This is a genomic window from Thermaerobacillus caldiproteolyticus (assembly GCF_015326725.1).
Lineage (GTDB): Bacteria > Bacillota > Bacilli > Bacillales > Anoxybacillaceae > Thermaerobacillus > Thermaerobacillus caldiproteolyticus.
The window spans coordinates 3422937-3437500 of the sequence record NZ_CP064060.1; the positions used below are offsets into that span (position 1 = coordinate 3422937).

Annotated in this window: 9 protein-coding genes, 1 rRNA gene, 3 pseudogenes and 2 riboswitches (1 of these 15 only partly in view); of the genes and pseudogenes, 12 read left to right on the forward strand and 1 reads right to left on the reverse strand. The window is 39.4% G+C overall.

Annotation, left to right across the window (positions count from 1 at the left end; genetic code table 11):
- The first annotated feature begins 29 nt into the window (after positions 1-29).
- The 5 genes and pseudogenes from ISX45_RS17265 to ISX45_RS17285 all read left to right on the forward strand — a co-directional run.
- Positions 30-569 carry a sigma-70 family RNA polymerase sigma factor gene (locus tag ISX45_RS17265; RefSeq protein WP_181557545.1) on the forward strand — a complete coding sequence of 180 codons (540 nt, stop codon included), beginning with the start codon at positions 30-32 and terminating at the stop codon, positions 567-569.
- A 1-nt stretch (position 570) separates the two neighbouring features.
- Positions 571-1548 carry a DUF4179 domain-containing protein gene (locus ISX45_RS17270; protein ID WP_194519493.1) on the forward strand — a complete coding sequence of 326 codons (978 nt, stop codon included), beginning with the start codon at positions 571-573 and terminating at the stop codon, positions 1546-1548.
- A gap of 621 nt (positions 1549-2169) precedes the next feature.
- Complete coding sequence (locus ISX45_RS17275; RefSeq protein ID WP_194519494.1) at positions 2170-2451, forward strand: hypothetical protein; 282 nt, start codon at positions 2170-2172, stop codon at positions 2449-2451.
- 202 nt (positions 2452-2653) lie between these two features.
- Positions 2654-3204, forward strand: a pseudogene (locus ISX45_RS17280) (recombinase family protein).
- 316 nt (positions 3205-3520) lie between these two features.
- Positions 3521-3670, forward strand: a pseudogene (locus tag ISX45_RS17285) (hypothetical protein); the annotation flags it as partial.
- A gap of 108 nt (positions 3671-3778) precedes the next feature.
- Here the strand turns inward: ISX45_RS17285 and ISX45_RS17290 are convergent.
- Positions 3779-5035, reverse strand: coding sequence for an Nramp family divalent metal transporter (locus ISX45_RS17290; protein WP_194520739.1), 1257 nt, complete (start codon positions 5033-5035; stop codon positions 3779-3781).
- Between the two features lie 285 nt (positions 5036-5320).
- Between ISX45_RS17290 and ISX45_RS17295 the strand changes: the two genes are divergently transcribed.
- The 7 genes and pseudogenes from ISX45_RS17295 to ISX45_RS17325 all read left to right on the forward strand — a co-directional run.
- The gene (locus ISX45_RS17295) at positions 5321-6271 is read left to right on the forward strand and encodes an AAA family ATPase (RefSeq protein WP_181557542.1); all 951 of its coding nucleotides are present in this window, start codon (positions 5321-5323) and stop codon (positions 6269-6271) included.
- 7 nt (positions 6272-6278) lie between these two features.
- On the forward strand, positions 6279-7487 hold the full coding sequence (locus ISX45_RS17300) for a DUF58 domain-containing protein (protein WP_228485573.1): 1209 nt from the start codon (positions 6279-6281) through the stop codon (positions 7485-7487).
- Between the two features lie 3 nt (positions 7488-7490).
- A complete protein-coding gene (locus tag ISX45_RS17305) occupies positions 7491-9656 on the forward strand; it encodes a DUF4129 domain-containing transglutaminase family protein (protein WP_228485574.1) in 2166 nt (721 codons plus the stop codon).
- 34 nt (positions 9657-9690) lie between these two features.
- Positions 9691-9792: riboswitch (purine riboswitch) on the forward strand.
- A 60-nt stretch (positions 9793-9852) separates the two neighbouring features.
- A complete protein-coding gene (gene guaA / locus ISX45_RS17310; protein WP_194519495.1) occupies positions 9853-11391 on the forward strand; it encodes a glutamine-hydrolyzing GMP synthase in 1539 nt (512 codons plus the stop codon).
- Positions 11392-11484: 93 nt separating this feature from the next.
- Positions 11485-11586: riboswitch (purine riboswitch) on the forward strand.
- Between the two features lie 110 nt (positions 11587-11696).
- Entirely contained in the window at positions 11697-13022 is a 1326-nt protein-coding gene (locus ISX45_RS17315) for an NCS2 family permease (protein WP_194519496.1), read from the forward strand.
- A 489-nt stretch (positions 13023-13511) separates the two neighbouring features.
- Positions 13512-13988, forward strand: a pseudogene (locus tag ISX45_RS17320) (GNAT family N-acetyltransferase); the annotation flags it as partial.
- A gap of 475 nt (positions 13989-14463) precedes the next feature.
- Positions 14464-14564: ribosomal RNA gene (locus tag ISX45_RS17325) — 16S ribosomal RNA — on the forward strand; it runs 1451 nt beyond the window's last position.

Sequence of the window (14564 nt, forward strand, 5' to 3'; positions counted from 1 at the left end):
ACTGAAAAATAAATGAAGGAGGGGTGGAGTTGCGTGTCACAGAAGAAAATGTTGTTCAACAAATAAAATTGAAAAATGAAGAAAGTATTTCTTATGTACTTCAAACATATGGAGGGCTACTCAATGCAATTATTCGAAAATATCTTCAAGGAAACCAACAAGACATAGAGGAATGTTTAGCAGATGTATTAGTTTCGGTTTGGTTTCATATTGATTCATTTGACCCTACAAAAAATGAATTTAAGCAGTGGATTGCAGCCATTGCTAAGTACAGAGCAATTGATTATGTACGAAAGTCCGAAAAAGAAAAGCAACATATAAGTAAATTTGAATTGGATGAAAGGTTATCTGGTCAATCTGTTTCAGAGATACACATGTTCGATATGGAAATCTTGTTAAATGAACTTTCTGATGTGGAACGGACTATTTTTAAAAAATATTATATCGAGGGCGTACCCTCTAGAGAAATTGCGACTTATTTTAAATCGAAGGAGTCTTGGGTGCATAATAAGCTGTCTAGAGGTAGAAAAAAGTTAAAAAACATCTTATTAAGAGATGAGGGATCATAATATGTCTATTTTTAAAGACCTAAATGATGTCAAATTAGATTTAAGTGAATTTGAAGAAATGCCACTGTCAAAACATGAACAAAAAAGAATTTTAAAAAAGGTAAAAAAGGAAATTTCTTTAAGGAAACCGAAGAAGAAATGGTTAGGAGTAGGGATTGCTTCTGTTGCTGTTTGTGTTCTTAGCTTATCTCTAACAATTGATAAAGGAACTATCGCAAGTATGCCGTTTGTAGGTGGAGTCATTGAAAAATATATAAATTCAAATGAAAATCTCGATTATTCGGCATATAAAACGGCTATTGGAGAAACGGCTGAAAATGAGCTTGGAAAATTAACATTAAATGAAGTCATGATAGACGACCGACAATTATTTTTAAGTGCCACATTCGAGCCAGCAGAGCATGTAGACTTTGACTACCAGACGTATATTACACCAAAAGTAAAAATCAACGGTAAGGTGTATACGGTCACAACAGGAGGACAGTCTGTTGAATTAAATAATAAAATGTTCATGATTTATAATGATATTGACTTGGAACACCCTATAAAAACAGAAAACGTTCAAATGGAAATTAGCTATGACACCTGGAATTTTGATACAAAAATTGAACAACCTTGGACGTTTCATGTAAAAGTATCACAAGCAAAATTAGTAGAAGAGAAAAAAGTGTTTGAAATAAATAAAACAATCACGTTAAATAATGGAGAAAATGTAACCATTCAAAAGGTAGTGACAACACCTATTTCAACAACTGTATATTATGATTTGTCACAAAGCAAAAGCGAAGATATTTATTTTAAAATCCAATCTAAGGATGGCAAGCTGGAGTCATATTCATCAGCTTTCACTTCTAATAAGTTAGGTGATGTGTCTTTTGTTCGCTTTTATGGGTTAAAATTCGAACAAACTAAATATTTCTTAGTGGCTTATGATTCTAAAGGTCATCAGTTAAGCAAAGTTTCTATTCCCATTAATTAAATTTTGGGATGTTTTGTTCAAATAGCAACGATGTTCTTTTTTCAAACGGGTGCGTTTCTGTAATAAGCAGAAACGCTTTTTTTATGCTAACGAACAGGTTAGTGAAAGCATAGCGAGTCCATATAATGAGTTAAGTGAGTCCTGTACATACGCTCTCAAACGCTCAGAATGGCTCATAGAGGCGTTTAAAAGTTCCCCTTTAAAGTTTTTATGCTTAGGGGTGAATGTATTCTGAGAGACTGCTGTAGAGTTCCGTGTTAATGCGTGGTGTGTGGGTTTCATGTAGAACCACTCTTATCCACACATAAATTTCCGATACGACTCAAATAATGGATATGCAAAAAAGCATTAAGTGAGTTAATGTGTAAGTATAATGTATAATGTTGGAAAGTGGAGGTGTTTTGATGGCGTATTTATTCACCGCAATTGTAGTGTTTGCTGTTGGTTAGTCCATATTTAAAGTAATAAAAAAGAGGAAATTACCAGGTAACAATTATACTCCATTTGATGATATAGCAACGGGTAAATCTGAAAGGATTAGAGTTTTTCATAAAAATTCTTGTTGAACTAACGGGTGGCTATGATTCAAAAAGTTATTCTCAACAGAGGAGGTATTTTGTAGTGTTAGACAAGAAAAAAGTAGGAAGTATATTAGGTGCCACGTCTCTGTTACCTGTGATAATAAGTATCATTATTTTCTATACCGAAAGAGGTCCAAATGCTGATATTTATTTTATAGTCACAATTTATGGTATCTTAGCGATTATTGGTATTTTATTTGCGGTGTTCTCGTGGTTGATGACTAAACGCTTCTTTTTGCTAATTATCGGCTTGATAGGAAACGGAATTGTTTTGGTCTTTACTTTTCTTTTACTATTAGCAATGGGAATTAGTGAGGCATAAAAAATATTCTTAAACTATTAGGTGGGTTAGTTGAAATAAGAGTTTTCAAGGTCGATTCCCTGACTGGGAAATCGGCTTTTTTTATTTCATTAAAACGAATAGTGTCATAACTCAGTAGTACTGACACTATTTTTACGGTCTAGTACTATCAAGGTTCAAACGGTGTCAAAACATAGTGACATAAATCAGAGGAGAAACTGACATGAAATATGGTTATGCTAGAGTGTCAACAATCGCTCAAGACCTTACTGTACAAATCGAGGAATTAAAGAAAGAAGGGTGTGAGGTCATCTTTGAAGAGAAGTTCACTGGAACGAAAACGGACAGACCTCAGTTCAAGAAGGGAAAGAGGGTGACACTTTAGTGGTAACAAAGCTAGACCGATTTTCAAGAAATACAAAAGAGGGAATTGAAATCATTGAGAGCCTATTCGAGAAGAATGTAAAGGTTCATGTATTGAATGTTGGTCTATTAGAAAACACGACAATGGGACGGTTTTTCTTGTAGACTCTTCTTGCAGTAGCTGAAATGGAAAGAAACCTAATTGTGGAACGTGCACAAGAAGGAAAGGCACTTGCAAAACAGCGAGAAGATTTTCGAGAGGGAAGACCTCGAAAACACTCAAAGTCTCAAGTGCAGCATGCTCTAGAATTACTCAAGACACATATATACAACGAAGTCGAAGAAATGACAGGTGTTACAAAGAGAGCTCTCATCCGCAGAAAGAATGAGTTAGAAGCAAAGACATTTTAAGGGACGCTTTCTATATGTTCATGATATGGGAGGATATTTCCACATTTTCAATGGGGTCATGGATGAGATAACCCATAGTCGGGTTCATCCACACATCATGGTTTTTATGTCTCTTCGATGCTTTTTAACGATACTCTAAAAACTCAAAGAATTAGTCTAATTAAGGCAATATTAGAGGTTAGGACTAGTATCTGTTTAACCACTTTACAGTTTTCTATCACTACTTTACAACTTTTATTGAAGCTTTATCACGAGAAGTGGTTAGTGCTAATTGAATACAAATATTACATGATTATAAAACTCAATATTGCCAAGGGTTGACCCTACAAAAGTAACTCGTTCTGTGCTTCAAAACGCAGCGTCTGTTGCATCTATGTTCTTAACAACTGAAGCAGTTGTCGCAGATAAACCAGAAGAAAATAAAGGCGGCAATGCAGGTATGCCTGACATGGGCGGCATGATGTAATATCGCCAAAAACGCTTGGAACACTGGGGCTCCCCAGTGTTCCTTTTTTGCATTATACAGTCGTAAACACTTTTTGGTAATAACAATAAACGTTAAGTGCGTACTTCTTTAAAAAAGATGACGTAATTCACTTGCCGCTAAGACGGCAAACAACAAGAGGCAAAGGGAAAGAAACAAATTAGAAAACCAATGATTACGTTCCTGTTCCGGCAACTGTTTTTTAGAATTCAAAAGCCATAATAGCGTCACAGCTAAAAACGGCATAAACAATGCTCCCAGCGCTCCATAGGCGATAATCAAGCCAACCGGTTTGCCGATAAAGTGCAACAACATAGGCGGGAATGTAAGCCAGAAGACGTAAAACCGATATGCCTTCGTTTGATTCAAGTGTTCTTTTTCGATATGTGCAGCCCGAATTGTACGAATAAAGTCAGCGAACAAATAGGCTACTCCGTTCCACACTCCAAGAACAGAGGTAAAGGAAGCTGACCAAAATCCGAGTAAAAAAAGCCAACGTGCAGCTGGATGTAATTCATTTCCCATAATTGAAGCGAAAGACACTAGCCCTTGCTCACCGCTAATGCTGTAATGTGTTCCAAATAAAAGCGCTGCTCCGAGCACAAGCAATGATAAAGTGAAAATCGCAGTCACTATATAAGCGACGGCAGAATCATAACGCATGAACGAAATGTGTGATCGGTCTTTCCATTGGTTTTCCTGAATCCAATAGCCATAAGAAGCCATGGTAATTGACCCACCAACGCCTCCGATCAGCCCTAAGGCATAGAAAAGGGACCCTTTTGGTAATTGAGGAACAGCGGTATGCCATAGCCCATCTAGTTGGGGAAGAACAAGGATAGCTGATCCTACTACAGTAATAAACATTATTGCTACTAGTACATTCATAATCCGTTGGAACATTTGGAAACGCCCCCGCCATGTTAACGCAAATCCAGCCAGACCATGTATGATAGCCCAGCCCCATAAAGGAATGGAAGGAAACATGGCTGACATGGCCAACGCGCAAGAGGATGTGCCGGCGGCTCCGTAAACAAAGCCCCAAATGATAGCGTAAATGCCAAAATAGCCAGATGCCCATTTGCCCATTGCTTGCCATCCTTCAAAAATTGTCTTGCCGCTGATTAAATGCCAGCGACCGACACCTTCATTGAGAGCAAATTTTAAAATGGCACCGACAATAATTGCCCACATAAACATTAATCCGTAATTGGTCCCTGCAACCAGCGCTGCAACAAGGTCTCCAGCTCCTACGCCAGTTGCAGCAACAATCAGCCCTGGTCCGATGATCGTCCATTTTTTTGAAGAAGTTTCTTTTGTTAACAATGTTTTGCTGTTTTTCAACATGTCCTTCACCTAATCCCTCCTCATTGACTTGAAATAAAATTGAAAAATTCTGTCTTCTCGCTATTCTATTTTCAAACTTTGAGGTTATGCCCATTAAAACTTGTTTCGATTTTAAACGAAGTGAATGATCAAGAAAGACGGTATATGAGTGAGTTTTTTATGCACTTCGATATGATTCTGTTTTTTTAGAAAAATCCCGTAATTTTCTTAATGTTGTTTAAAGGGTTTTCGTTTCTATGAATCGAATATAGTTTTACTGATAAATAGATTAAAGGAGCTTTAAGAATGGAAAGGTATGAAACGTTGCAACCGATCATTGCTCGAGTAATTGAAAATATTGAAAAAGTGATTATTGGAAAACGTGATGTTACTACATTAAGCTTTGTAGCGCTGCTAGCAGGAGGACATGTGCTGTTAGAGGATGTTCCGGGAGTCGGAAAAACGATGCTCGTTCGCGCGTTAGCGAAGTCGGTAAATGCGCATTTTAAACGCATTCAATTTACTCCTGATTTGCTTCCGAGCGATGTCACTGGTGTGTCTATTTATAATCAAAAAGAAATGCAGTTTGAATATAAACCGGGGCCGATTATGGGGAATATTATTTTAGCTGATGAAATTAACCGGACCTCTCCAAAAACGCAATCGGCATTGTTAGAGGCGATGGAGGAAGGAAATATTACGGTCGATGGGGTGACAAGACCGTTACCGCGTCCGTTTTTTGTTATGGCGACGCAAAACCCGATTGAATATGAAGGTACGTATCCGTTACCGGAAGCGCAGCTTGATCGATTTTTATTGAAAATGAAAATAGGATATCCTACCTTTTTAGAGGAAATCGAAGTATTAAGCCGGGCGGAAAAAGTGCCGCCGATTGATGAGTTGCAGTCAGTGATTACGGTTGAAGAATTGCTTTCATTGCAGCAGAAAGTGAAAGATGTATATGTTGATGAAAGCATAAAACGATATATTGTTGAAATTGTCCAACGAAGCCGCTCGAATGAGTCTGTGTATTTAGGAGTCAGCCCGCGCGGTTCCGTCGCATTGATGAAAGCAGCTCAAGCTTATGCCTTTATGCATGGACGCACGTTTGTCATTCCGGATGATGTACAGTTTTTAGCTCCATATGTGTTGTCCCATCGCATTATATTAAAGCCAGAGGCGAAATTTGATGGGCTTGTCGCTGAAGATATCATCGCCAAAATTGTTGCGCGGACCCCTGTGCCTATTCAAAGGTAGTGAACACATGATGAAACAGAGAATACGGTTTGTACGTCAAGTCGTGTTCATCGTTTGCTTATTTGGCATTCTTTTTTCATATGCGATGTTTCAGGGCGGCTTTGTCAGCTGGTTTTTATTTTATAGTTTTCTTCCATTTGGTTTATATTCTCTCACGATTGTTTTTTATCCTCTCCATAAGTTAAAGATTGTTCGAATCGTGAATCAGCAGCAATATCATGCGGGAGATCGGTTTAACGTTACCATTCAAATGACAGCGCCGATTTTCTTTCCGATTGTGTATATCATTGCAGAGGATGAATGGCCACCATCGATACAGATGCATTACCAACGGCAAAATGCGAAAACCATATTATCTCCCCTGTGGAAAAAGGAGTTCTCCTGGACGTATGAATTACGCGAATTGCCTCGGGGGGAACATGTTTTTTCAACAATTCGGCTAAAAATGACGGATTTTTTTGGTTTAGTCGAGAAGGAAGTAACGTATTCGGCCGAGAATACCATTCTCGTTTATCCACGCTATGTTGAAATGACATATCGTAAGGTAGGACAACGGTTTGACCAAGGGGTTACTGCTTCGCCTCTTCTGCTTCATCGCGACATGACGATCGCTGTCGGTGTCCGGGAATATGCCCAAGGGGACCGATTCTCATGGATTCATTGGAAAGCGTCGGCGCGAAAAAATGAATTGATGACAAAAGACTTTGAAGAAAGACAAAGCGAAGATTTGATTGTGTTTCTTAATCGTACGCCGACACCGTTGTTTGAAGATATGGTCACATTGTCAGCTTCCTTGATTCGGGCAGCAATCAAAAAAGGAGTGCAAACAGGGTTTGTCTCTGTCGGCAGTGATCGGGTCATTTTTCCGGCAAGAGATGGAGAAGCACACCTTCACCGCCTGTTTTATTATTTAGCGAAAGTGACATGTGATGGTTCAGAACCATTTGCTCGGATCATTCAGAAAGAAATTATGCAATGGCCGGCTGCTTTTTCCTTTTGTTATGTGACCTCCTCTCTTGACAAAGAACTGATATCGGTACTAAGCGATGTAGCATCGCGAAATCGTTATGGGACTGTCTTTCTTATTAAAGACCAGGAAACTTGTCTATCGAAAGAAGAACGAGGCATGATCGAACAGCTAAGACGAAGGGGAGTCGTTACGATTGTGACGGAGCGGCGAAACTTTGCTGATGCCTTAGTTAAAGGTGGGAAGTAGCTCGTGGTTTACACGGAGAGAAGCATAAAAGGATTGGTGTTATACGGATTTGCGTTTTGGCTTTTAGCGGAGTGGCTCATGCCGCTTGAAACGGTGTCAGATACGAGGAATATCGGAATATTTATCCTATTTGTAGCGCTTTGTTTTCTCCTTTATTTTTTACGTGTTCCGTTTTGGATTCGCGTTCTTTTCAAAGCCGGGTATATCGTTTATGCATTAAACGTGTTGTTTTTTCATGGTCCGTGGTCCGAAGCGATTCTGTCTCTCCTATTTGAAATGATAAGCCATATTTCTGTCATTAGCCAGTTTCGCTGGACAGAGCTAACCAACCCTTTCCGCAGTTTTTTATTTTTTCTATTGTTATGGATCACGGCGTATCTGATTCGATATTGGTTGTTTGCCCAAAAAAGATTGTTTCTTTTTTATGCGATGACGGTTACCTATATTGCGGTGCTGGATACGTTTACGGCATTTCAGGGAAATGGAGCTATTGTTCGTTTAGTCGTGTTTGGCTTTTTCTTATTGAGCTGGCTGCATGATGAGCGCTTACGTGAAAAAGAGATAGCGGTAAACAGAACAAGAACATGGGCGGCGGCTTGTATAGGTCTTATTGGTCTTTCGATTGCAATGGGTTATATGGCGCCGAAACATCCACCGAAGTGGCCCGACCCTGTCGCTTTTGTGAAAAGTTATGCGACACATCATGAACAAGAGCAAGAACGTCAAAAGGCTCTTGTCAAAAAAGTTGGGTATGGTTATAACGACTCTCGATTAGGCGGACCATTTATTGCCGATGATACCGTTGTTTTCATGGCAGAAGATGAGAAGCGACATTATTGGCGCGTCGAGACAAAAGATATTTATACGGGAAAAGGCTGGAAAGAAACCGATAGCGTCCAAGTAAAAACGTTTGAAAAAGAAAACAATGTACATCAATGGTTTGAAGGAAATGCTAAAAAAGAGGTATTCACAGCGAAAGTAAACATGTTTCAGGGTTACTCTCATTTAATTTATCCGCTTGGTTTAAAAGCGGTAAATGTTTCTGGCGATATTGTATTTCGCTTACAAGTAGGGACAGAGAGAATTTATCCGACGGATCGTTCGGCCTATATTGTGCCTTTACGAACATATGAACTTACGTATGAATATCCGACGTTTGCGATTGACAAATTAAATGCTGCTCCTACTGTGCAAGATGAGCAACTCGTGAAACGGTATACTCAACTCCCTGCGAATCTACCAAAGAGGGTTCGTGAGTTGGCTCAACAAATTACAAAAGGAAAAACGACACAGTATGAAAAAACAAAAGCCATTGAACAATATTTTCATTTGAATGGTTATTTGTATGAAACGAAAGATGTTGCAGTTCCGGGAGAAAACGATGATTATGTTGATCAGTTTTTATTTGAAACGAAAAAAGGCTACTGTGATAACTTTTCTACAGCGATGGTTGTATTGCTCCGGTCCGTCGGCATTCCAGCCCGTTGGGTGAAAGGGTACACGTCTGGGCAATTAATGGAAGAAACCAAAGAGGGAAAAAATATTTATCAAATTACAAATAATAACGCCCATTCATGGGTTGAAGTGTATTTTGCCGGAACGGGATGGGTTCCGTTTGAACCGACACAAGGCTTTAGCAATCCGTACAGCTTTACGGAGCCGCAATCCGTATCGGAGCCAACACCGGTACCCCAGCGGACACAACCAGAACAAAAACGAACACCACTCAATGACGTGTTAAAGCATGAGAACACATCGTCGCCAAGTGTAAAAGACAAACTAACCGCCTCTTTTGCCGCTTTGTCATGGAAAGAAATAGTGATGGGGATGCTTATTTTGCTCGGTGTTGTATTACTATTGTATAAAACGAGGCGAAAATGGTGGCCGTACATTACGCTTTTGTTGTTTACGTATAAACAGGACGATCAAATGTTCACGAAAGCGTACCTTTCGCTATTGCGGCATTTAGATGATTATGGATTGAAACGGAAAAATGGACAAACGTTGCGTCAATACGCCGCTTATGTCGATGATTGGTTTGGAACGAACGAAATGAGTCGGCTTACTCTTTTGTATGAAAAGGTGGTTTATCAAAAAGAAAACGTTCATACAGAATGGACACAAGTGAAAGAATTGTGGGAAAATTTAATTAAAAAAACAGTATCTTGACCGTTTGGAGATAGAGTTGATAGAATGGACTAAAATTTAATGAAGTACACTCCTTCATATATCCTCGATAATATGGTTCGAGAGTCTCTACCGGGTAACCGTAAATTACCCGACTATGAAGGCAGAATAACTAGAATTCTGCCTTTATATCATGAAGAGGCAATTCTAGTTTTTTATTTTGCGATGAGGTGATGACATGGGACAAAAGCAGGAAATGATTGTCGTGTTAGACTTCGGTAGCCAATATAACCAATTAATTACTCGCCGTATTCGCGAGTTTGGTGTGTATAGCGAACTGCATCCACATACGATTACCGCTGAAGAAATTCAAGCGATGAACGCAAAAGGAATTGTATTTTCCGGCGGTCCAAATAGCGTTTACGATGACAATGCTTTTACTTGCGACCCGAACATTTTTGAGCTTGGATTGCCGATCTTGGGAATTTGCTACGGAATGCAGTTAATGACGCATCACTTAGGGGGAAAAGTAGAAAAAGCGACACATCGTGAGTACGGGAAAGCAACGATTCGTGTCCAACACACATCCAAACTATTTGAACATTTGCCAGAGGAACAAACGGTTTGGATGAGCCATGGAGACTTAGTTACTGCTCCTCCAGAAGGATTTTCTGTTGATGCGACAAGCCCGTCTTGCCCAATTGCAGCGATGAGCGATGAAACTCGGAAATGGTATGCAGTCCAATTCCACCCAGAAGTACGTCATTCTGTTTATGGAAATGACATATTAAAAAATTTTGTGTTCAACGTGTGCCAATGCAAAGGCGATTGGACGATGGAGAGCTTTATTGATAACGAAATTCGTAAAATTCGCGAGCTTGTTGGCGATAAAAAAGTGCTTTGCGCATTAAGTGGAGGTGTTGATTCTTCTGTCGCAGCTGTGCTTGTGCATCGGGCGATTGGAGATCAGCTAACATGTATTTTTGTTGACCATGGGTTGCTGCGCAAAGGGGAAGCCGAGAGCGTGATGAAAACGTTCCGCGAAGGATTCCATATGAACGTCATTAAAGTAGACGCAAGAGAACGATTCCTCACGAAGCTTAAAGGCGTCACAGATCCAGAGCAAAAGCGCAAAATCATCGGAAATGAATTTATTTATGTGTTTGATGATGAAGCAGCGAAATTAGAAGGAATTGAATTTTTAGTACAAGGCACGCTGTATACTGATATTATTGAAAGTGGAACGGCTACAGCGCAGACGATTAAGTCTCACCATAATGTTGGCGGTTTACCAGAAGATATGAAGTTCAATTTGATCGAACCGTTAAACACATTATTTAAAGATGAGGTACGTGCGCTTGGAACTGAATTGGGTATTCCGGATGAAATTGTATGGCGGCAACCATTTCCGGGGCCTGGATTAGGGATTCGTGTGCTTGGGGAAGTAACAGAGGAAAAACTTGAAATTGTTCGTGAATCCGATGCTATTTTACGCGAGGAAATCAAAAAAGCGGGACTTGACCGAGAAATTTGGCAGTATTTCACTGTTCTTCCTGACATCCGCAGCGTCGGCGTGATGGGAGATGCGCGCACGTACGATTACACAGTAGGCATTCGTGCGGTCACGTCGATTGATGGAATGACAGCTGATTGGGCGCGCATTCCTTGGGATGTATTGGAAGTTATTTCAACACGTATTGTCAATGAAGTCCCACATGTGAATCGTGTCGTGTACGATATTACAAGCAAGCCTCCAGCAACGATCGAATGGGAATAATATATTAAAAACGAACAAAAACGAACATTTTGTACAAAATGTTCGTTTTTTTATTGACGTATAGCCGCTGTGTTGATACAATGTACATGAAAAACGAATATTGTCAAAATACGTCGTATAATCTCAGGAATATGGCCTGAGAGTTTCTACCAAGCTACCGTAAATAGCTTGACTACGAGGTATAATGGGATAGAGAGCATGTAATTTGCTTTCGTGCGTCCTCTCTATGTTCATTATCCCTTATTAGTCAACGCTTCTGGTAGCTAACTAGAGGCGTTTTATTTATGTTTAGGGGGGACAAAAAAGTGAGAAAGTATTTCCAATTTGACGAGCTCGGCACAAATTATCGTACAGAAATTATTGCCGGGTTAACGACGTTTTTGTCGATGGCATATGTGTTGTTCGTCAATCCATTTACCCTTTCATTAGGAGCTGTAAAAGATTTTCCGAACGAATTACGAATCGACCAAGGAGCGGTGTTTGTTGCGACTGCATTGGCTGCTGCGTACGGTTCCATTCTGATGGGGATTTTAGCGAGATATCCTATTGCACTAGCTCCGGGAATGGGATTGAATGCGTTTTTTGCGTTTACGGTTGTATTACACATGCACGTTCCTTGGCAAACAGCGCTAGCGGGAGTATTTGTTTCCGGAATTATTTTTACTGTTTTAACATTGACAGGTATTCGCGAAAAAATTATTGATGCGATCCCGCTTGATTTAAAATATGCGGTTGGTGCAGGAATTGGATTATTTATTACGTTTATCGGACTTCAAAACGCGGGAATTATCGTTGATAACTCGGCGACATTAGTCGGTTTGAGCGATTTAAAAAATGGAAATACGTTATTGGCGTTATTTGGTTTATTTGTCACTATTGCTTTAATGGTTAAAAAAGTAAATGGTGGTATTTTCTACGGTATGCTTATTACCGCTGTTGCAGGGATGATTTTTGGTTTAATTAAAGTACCTCATCAAATCGTTGGTGCGATTCCGGATATTTCTCCTACTTTCGGTGTTGCGATTCAACATTTAGATGATATTTTTACGTTGAAGATGCTTGGTGTTGTGTTAACGTTTTTTATTGTTGACTTTTTTGATGCGACAGGAACGCTTCTTGCTGTTGCGAACCAAGCGGGATTATTAAAGGACAATAAATTGCCTCGAGCGGGAAAAGCGTTGCTTGTGGATGCCACAGCGGTTATGGTTGGAGCGATTTTCGGGACGTCGACTACTACTTCTTATATTGAATCGTCAGCAGGTGTTGCAGCAGGAGGACGATCTGGATTCTCAGCGGTTGTCACAGGAATTTTATTCTTATTAGCTTTATTCTTCTCTCCGTTATTAGGGGTAATTACTGCGCCAGTTACAGCACCAGCTTTAATTATTGTCGGTGCATTAATGGCTTCTTCCATTGGTGAAATTGACTGGAAAAAATTCGAAATTGCAGTTCCAGCCTTTTTCACGTTAATCACGATGCCGCTTTCTTACAGCATCGCTACAGGGATCGCTGTTGGTTTCATCTTTTATCCGCTCACTATGGTGTTAAAAGGGCGCGGTAAAGAAGTTCATCCGATTTTATATGGTTTGTTTGTCATTTTCATTTTATATTTCGTATTTTTAAGAGAGTAGAAACGGTAAGGATGTTCACATGAAGTGAGCATCCTTTTTTATCATATCAAGAAATTATATCTTTACTCTCCTTCGCGCAGGAAAAAGGATAAATGATAAAAAAGAAAACTGTCTAGTTCAGTGGCTGCTCTCTTGTGTCAAACCATCTTTGCGAGCGCTTTTATTCGTGAAGAACATTTGGCTTCGAGAGAGATTCGTGCTTCTAGCACGGTTTACAGTCAGTTTGCATCTTGAGTAGGCATCCATGCACACTTGTACAAAGCATGATTTGAAAGGGATATCTGAAGCAGTCTGGGGTAGTGAGTAACAAGAGTGCTTATTCGTAATGTTTAACAGGGGGCTTGCGCTTTTTTATTTATAGCGTGTTGACTAAAAAGCACGGTATAATGTAGGTGACCGGATATTTTTTCCTTTGATTGAGCGATGATAATGAGAATTTTAATTAACGCTTGATTTGTAAAGCAAATATAGAAAATGTAGGTGATATAGATGTTTACCTTTCAAATTGATGAAGAGACATTTTTGAGGTTGCTTACTTATCAAAATGCGGAGGAGCTGTTTGCCCTTACAGATTCTTGTCGAACATATTTACGGAAATGGCTGCCGTGGGTTGACTCTACAAAAACGGTTGAAGATTCAAAAAGATTTATTGAAATGACACTGAAAAAATTTGCATCTAATAATGGATTTGAAACGGGCATTTGGTACAAGGGCGAACTCGCTGGTGTAATTGGATTTCATAGTATCGATTGGTCAAATAAAAAAACGAGTATAGGCTATTGGTTAGGAGAGCAATTTCAGGGACATGGTTTGATGACGAAATCATGTATCGCGTATATTAACTATGCTTTCGATGAATTAAAGTTAAACAGAGTCGAAATAAGATGTGCGGTTGAGAATTCGAAGAGCAGGGCAATTCCGGAAAGATTAGGATTTATCAATGAAGGGACCATTAGAGACGCGGAATGACTATATGACCATTTTGTTGATCATGTCGTGTACGGAATGCTGGCAAAAGACTGGAATAAGGTTAAAATCAATGAGAGATATGAAAAATAAAATCGCTAAAAAGTACGCGGCTATTTTTATGGCTAGGTGTTTTTTAGAATGCTACATATAAGGAATGGCCAACTATTCAGCTTTTTTAGTACTATCAACAGCCTTAAATTGTTGAAAAATAGAGGGTTATCTTTAAGTAGATCATTTATCACTGAGATCAAGGATAAGTGAAATAGAATAAAAATATGTTGACATTTTATCTAAGAAGATGTTATATTGTTAAAGCTGTTGTCAACGAGCTGAAAAATAGTTTTTTAGGTAGTTGACAAGGTCTGATAGAAATGATATATTATAAGAGTCGTTTTTGAATAACAGAAACAAATGTTCTTTGAAAACTGAACAAAACGAAGCGTCCACGTCAATTTGCTAGGTTGTTTAACTTTCTATGGAGAGTTTGATCCTGGCTCAGGACGAACGCTGGCGGCGTGCCTAATACATGCAAGTCGAGCGGACCTTAAAAAGCTTGCTTTTTAAGGTTAGCGG

Coding starts and splice junctions, on each gene's coding strand:
- ISX45_RS17270 (WP_194519493.1), top strand. CDS start 571: ATGTCTATTTTTAAAGACCTAAATGATGTCAAATTAGATTTAAGTGAA.
- ISX45_RS17295 (WP_181557542.1), top strand. CDS start 5,321: ATGGAAAGGTATGAAACGTTGCAACCGATCATTGCTCGAGTAATTGAA.
- ISX45_RS17290 (WP_194520739.1), bottom strand. CDS start 5,035: ATGTTGAAAAACAGCAAAACATTGTTAACAAAAGAAACTTCTTCAAAA.
- ISX45_RS17300 (WP_228485573.1), top strand. CDS start 6,279: ATGATGAAACAGAGAATACGGTTTGTACGTCAAGTCGTGTTCATCGTT.
- guaA (WP_194519495.1), top strand. CDS start 9,853: ATGGGACAAAAGCAGGAAATGATTGTCGTGTTAGACTTCGGTAGCCAA.